The organism is Acidovorax sp. HMWF029, from assembly GCF_003060895.1.
Taxonomy (GTDB): domain Bacteria; phylum Pseudomonadota; class Gammaproteobacteria; order Burkholderiales; family Burkholderiaceae_C; genus Acidovorax.
Genome location: NZ_QAIH01000144.1, coordinates 1 through 4,423, shown reverse-complemented (window position 1 = coordinate 4,423; position 4,423 = coordinate 1). Strand labels below are relative to the sequence as shown.

Annotated in this window: 4 protein-coding genes; 1 reads left to right on the top strand and 3 read right to left on the bottom strand. The window is 64.9% G+C overall.

The window, feature by feature from the left end; translation table 11 throughout:
- The first annotated feature begins 376 nt into the window (after positions 1 to 376).
- A complete protein-coding gene (locus tag DBR12_RS22710) occupies positions 377 to 880 on the top strand; it encodes a lytic transglycosylase domain-containing protein (protein ID WP_233244382.1) in 504 nt (167 codons plus the stop codon).
- Between the two features lie 40 nt (positions 881 to 920).
- Here DBR12_RS22710 and dnaJ read toward each other — a convergent pair whose 3' ends face one another.
- From dnaJ to grpE, 3 genes are all read right to left on the bottom strand, one after another.
- Positions 921 to 2,066: a molecular chaperone DnaJ gene (gene dnaJ, locus DBR12_RS09870; RefSeq protein ID WP_055399485.1), complete on the bottom strand. Its 1,146-nt coding sequence runs from the start codon at positions 2,064 to 2,066 to the stop codon at positions 921 to 923.
- 83 nt (positions 2,067 to 2,149) lie between these two features.
- Complete coding sequence (dnaK, locus tag DBR12_RS09865; RefSeq protein ID WP_108617080.1) at positions 2,150 to 4,102, bottom strand: molecular chaperone DnaK; 1,953 nt, start codon at positions 4,100 to 4,102, stop codon at positions 2,150 to 2,152.
- 94 nt (positions 4,103 to 4,196) lie between these two features.
- A partial coding sequence (grpE, locus tag DBR12_RS09860; protein ID WP_108617079.1) for a nucleotide exchange factor GrpE occupies positions 4,197 to 4,423 on the bottom strand: 227 nt, incomplete at its 5' end.

Below are 4,423 nucleotides of genomic sequence, written 5' to 3'. Positions count from 1 at the left end.
GGCCCCAGGTGTGCGCGCAGGCCCTGGACGATCCGCCCGAGTGGGCGGGCGAGCCTCCCGTGTTGTCGCGCTGGCTGGAAGAGGGCTATGACGCCGAAGTGCGGCGCCAGCCGCACCGGGCCGCGCAGCGGTACTGCGATGCCGCGCGCTATGGCAGCGTGGAGGCCCAGTACCGCCTGGGCCGCCTGCTGATGCGGGGGCGCGATGTGGTGCCCGACCCGGCAGCCGCCACCACCTTGCTGGCCCTGGCCGCCCAGCGGGGCCACGAGAAGGCGCGCAGCCTGGCCGAAGGCCTGGCGCCGGGCGACCAACTGCCGGACTGCCTCACCACGGGCGAGGCGCCCCGGCTGGGGGGCGCGATTCTGCCCAGGAGGTCGTGCCCCACGATGTGGTGGACCGCTATGTCAGCAACCTGCCCGACGACAAGCGCCGCCACGCCGAACTGGTGCAGCGGCTCGCACCCCGCTTCGAGGTGGACCCGCGCCTGGCGCTGGCCATCGTGCGGTCGGAGTCCAACTTCCAGGCCCGGGCGCTGTCGCCCAAGAATGCGCAGGGGCTGATGCAACTGATCCCCGAGACCGCAGAGCGCTTTGGCGTGCGCGACGTGTGGAACCCCGAGCAGAACGTGCGTGGCGGGCTGGCCTACCTGCGCTGGCTGCTGGACCGTTTTGGCGGCGATGTGGCACTGGCGTCGGCCGCCTACAACGCGGGCGAGAAAGCGGTGGAGCGCCATGGTGGTGTGCCGCCCTACAGCGAGACGCGCGAGTACGTGCGCCGCATTCTGGGCTTCTACCGTGCACCGCAGCACGAGCGGCCTGGCAAGGCCGCAGGGCTCGCCGTGCAGCCCGCAGCGCGCATGAAAAAACCGCCCGGGCCGTGAGGCCGAGGGCGGTTTTCAGTCGGACGCAGCGGCGACCTGATCAGCTGAAGAAATTTTTCAACCGGTCCGTCCAGCTCTCGCCGCTGGGCGAGTGGCGGGCGCCGCCCTTCTTGAGCGAATCCTCCAGCTCGCGCAGCAGCTTGCGCTGGTGTTCGGTCAGCTTCACAGGCGTCTCGACGGCGATGTGGCAATACAGGTCGCCGGGGTAGCTGGCGCGCACGCCCTTGATGCCCTTGCCGCGAAGGCGGAACTGCTTACCAGCCTGCGTGCCTTCGGGGATGTCGATGGCGGCCTTGCCCGCCAGCGTGGGCACTTCGATCTCGCCGCCCAGTGCGGCCGTGATGAAGCTCACGGGCACCTGGCAGTGCAGGTCGTCGCCGTCGCGCTCGAAGATGTCGTGCTTCTTCAGACGGATCTCGATGTACAGATCGCCGGGTGGGCCGCCATTGGTACCGGGCTCGCCGTTGCCGGTGCTGCGGATGCGCATGCCGTCGTCGATGCCCGCAGGAATCTTCACTTCCAGTGTTTTCTGCTTCTTGAGCTTGCCCTGGCCATGGCAGGTCGTGCAGGGCTCAGGAATGATCTTGCCCGTGCCTCGGCAGTGCGGGCAGGTCTGCTGCACGCTGAAGAAGCCCTGGCGCATTTGCACCGTGCCCGCGCCCTGGCAGGTGCCACAGGTCTTGGCACTGGTGCCGGGCTTGGCACCGCTGCCGTGGCAGGTGTCGCAGCTCTCCCACGACGGGATGCGGATCTGCGCGTCCTTGCCGCGTGCGGCTTCTTCCAGCGTGATCTCCATGGCGTAGCTGAGGTCGCTGCCCCGGTACACCTGGCGGCCACCGGCACCGCGCCCGCGCCCGCCCTGCTGGCCAAACATGTCGCCGAAGATGTCGCCGAAGGCCTCGGCAAAACCGCCAAAGCCCTCTGCCCCTGCACCGCCGGGGCCGCGCATGTTGGGGTCCACCCCGGCGTGGCCGTACTGGTCGTAGGCCGCGCGCTTTTGCGGGTCGGAGAGCATCTCGTAGGCCTCCTTGGCCTCCTTGAACTTCTCTTCGGCGGGCTTGGCTGCATCCCCCTGGTTGCGGTCAGGGTGGTGCTTCATCGCCAGCTTGCGATAGGCCTTCTTGATTTCTTCGTCCGAGGCGTTCTTGGGAACACCCAGGATTTCGTAAAAGTCTCGTTTGGACATAGTGATTCAGAACCCGGTTGGAACAGGAACGCCGCGCAGCCCCTGTAGGCATTGCGCGGCGGATCGGGTCAACGGGGGCTCGCTCAGCCCTTCTTGACTTCCTTCACTTCGGCATCGACGACGTTGTCGTCGTCAGCGGGCTTGGCCGAAGAGGCGGAGGCCGAGGCACCTGCTGCTTCGGCGCCACCGGAGGCCTGGGCGGCTTGAGCAGCCTGGGATTCGGCATACATCTTCTCGCCCAGCTTCTGGCTGGCAGCCATCAGGGCCGTGGTCTTCTCGTCGATGGAGGCCTTGTCCTCGCCCTTGAGGGCGTCTTCCAGGGCCTTCACGGCGGCCGTGATCGCGTCCTTTTCGCCAGCGTCGAGCTTGTCGCCATGCTCGGCCAAGCTCTTGTTCACACTGTGCACGGCAGCTTCACCCTGGTTCCTGGCCTGCACCAGTTCCAGCTTTTTCTTGTCGTCGGCGGCATTCAGCTCAGCGTCTTTCACCATCTTCTGAATTTCTTCTTCCGACAGGCCAGAACTGGCCTTGATGGTGATCTTGTTTTCCTTGCCGGTGCCCTTGTCCTTGGCGCCCACGTGCAGGATGCCGTTGGCGTCGATGTCGAACGACACTTCGATCTGTGGCACGCCGCGCGCTGCGGGCGGGATGCCTTCAAGGTTGAACTCGCCCAGCAGCTTGTTGCCAGATGCCATCTCGCGCTCGCCCTGGAACACCTTGATCGTCACGGCGGGCTGGTTGTCGTCGGCCGTCGAGAAGGTCTGTGCGAACTTCGTGGGGATGGTCGTGTTCTTGGTGATCATCTTGGTCATGACGCCACCAAGGGTTTCAATGCCCAGCGACAGGGGCGTCACGTCCAGCAGCAGCACGTCCTTGCGGTCGCCCGACAACACCTGGCCCTGGATGGCGGCGCCCACGGCCACTGCTTCGTCAGGGTTCACGTCCTTGCGGGGATCCTTGCCGAAGAATTCCTTTACCTTCTCCTGCACCTTGGGCATGCGGGTCATGCCGCCGACCAGGATCACGTCATGAATGTCGGACACCGATACGCCAGCGTCCTTGATGGCCGTGCGGCAAGGCGCGATGGTGCGCTCGATCAGCTCTTCCACCAGGGCTTCCAGCTTGGCGCGGGTCAGCTTGATGTTCAGGTGCTTGGGGCCCGAGGCATCGGCCGTGATGTAGGGCAGGTTGATGTCGGTGGAGGCGGAATTCGACAGCTCGATCTTCGCCTTCTCAGCGGCTTCCTTCAGGCGCTGCAGAGCCAGCACGTCCTTGGACAGGTCCACGCCCTGTTCCTTCTTGAATTCGCTGATGATGAAGTCGATGATGCGCTGGTCGAAGTCTTCACCGCCCAGGAATGTGTCGCCGTTGGTGGACAGCACTTCGAACTGTTTTTCGCCGTCCACGTCGGCGATTTCGATGATGGATACGTCGAACGTGCCGCCACCCAGGTCATACACGGCGATCTTGCGGTCGCCCTTTTCCTGCTTGTCCAGGCCGAAGGCCAGTGCAGCGGCGGTGGGCTCGTTGATGATGCGCTTGACTTCCAGGCCCGCGATGCGGCCAGCGTCCTTGGTGGCCTGGCGCTGTGCGTCGTTGAAGTACGCAGGCACGGTGATCACGGCCTCGGTCACGGGCTCGCCCAGGTAGTCTTCGGCGGTCTTCTTCATCTTGCGCAGGATGTCGGCCGACACCTGCTGGGCCGACAGCTTGGCGCCGCGCACTTCCACCCAGGCGTCGCCGTTGTCGGCAGCCACGATGGAATAGGGCATCAGGTCGATGTCCTTTTGCACTTCCTTTTCGGTGAACTTGCGGCCAATCAGGCGCTTGATCGCGTACAGCGTGTTCTTGGGGTTGGTCACGGCCTGGCGCTTGGCCGAGGCGCCGACGAGGATCTCGCCATCTTCCTGGTAGGCCACGATGGACGGCGTGGTGCGCGCACCTTCGCTGTTCTCGATCACGCGCGTGGTGTTGCCTTCCATGATGGACACGCAGCTGTTGGTGGTGCCCAGGTCAATACCGATGATTTTTCCCATGATTTTTCTCCGAATGCGTGAATGGTTTGGATGGCTAGTAACTTGTGGATAACTCGTGGGGGTTCAAGTCATCCGTGCTGATTTATTTAAGGATTTACTTCGGGGCCGTGACGGTGACCAGGGCCGGGCGCAGCACGCGTTCGGCAATCACATAGCCCTTTTGCAGCACGGCCACGACGGTGTTGGCCTCTTGCTCGGCGGGCACCACGCTGATGGCCTGGTGCTGGTGCGGGTCGAACTTGGCGCCGGCGGCGGGGTTGATGGCGATCACCTTGTTGCGCTCCAGGGCCGAGGTCAGCTGGCGCAGGGTGGCGTCAGCAC